Below are 617 nucleotides of genomic sequence, written 5' to 3' on the forward strand. Positions count from 1 at the left end.
GGCCCTGGCCGCGCCGCCGGCGGTGGCGTTGGGGTGTTTCGTGTCCATGTCCGCACATCCTGAAAAGGTTGCGCTCGCAACGAGTGCAACGAGCATCGCGATCGTGTTCTTCATCGGTTTCTCCCTGTCGCGGCCCGGCGGTCCCTGTGCGGCATTCGTGCACGACCGGGCGTCGCATGCGTGATCGGTTCCGCACGCCGCCGGCCGTTTCCTGACGAAGCCGGCCGGCGAATGGCGGTCTTTCGCGACCCGGCCGAGCCGCCTCGGCGCACCTGCGTCGCAGGCCCGGCCTGACGCCGAACCCGCCCGCATTTTACCGCACGCGGTTCGCGGCGACGGCGCGACGCCGAGGGTTCGTGTGCGCGCGCTGCGCACACCGGGCCATCCGCTCAGAACTTGTACGTCACGCCCGCGATGCCGTAATAGTTGTTGCGCGACTGGACGATCGGGCTGTCGCCCGCGCGACCGAGCAGCCGCGTCACGCCGCCGGTCGCGAGCACCGACCAGTGCCGCGACAGCGACCAGGTCCACGCGACCGCCATCGCGGCGCTGTCGATTCCGCCGCTCACCGAATACGGCCGGAACCGGCTCGTCATCGACTGTGCGTCGGTCACGCC

General features: G+C 70.3%; 2 protein-coding genes. One reads left to right on the forward strand and one right to left on the reverse strand.

Annotation, left to right across the window (positions count from 1 at the left end; all coding sequences use genetic code 11):
• Nucleotides 1–184: hypothetical protein (locus ACU8YE_RS23905; protein WP_446929822.1), on the forward strand; the 184-nt coding region annotated here is incomplete at its 5' end.
• A 205-nt stretch (nt 185–389) separates the two neighbouring features.
• Here the strand turns inward: ACU8YE_RS23905 and ACU8YE_RS23910 are convergent.
• Nucleotides 390–617 (reverse strand): MipA/OmpV family protein (locus tag ACU8YE_RS23910; protein WP_446929824.1); only part of this gene is annotated, 228 nt, incomplete at its 5' end.

The sequence above is a fragment of the Ralstonia sp. VS2407 genome (genome assembly GCF_052950655.1).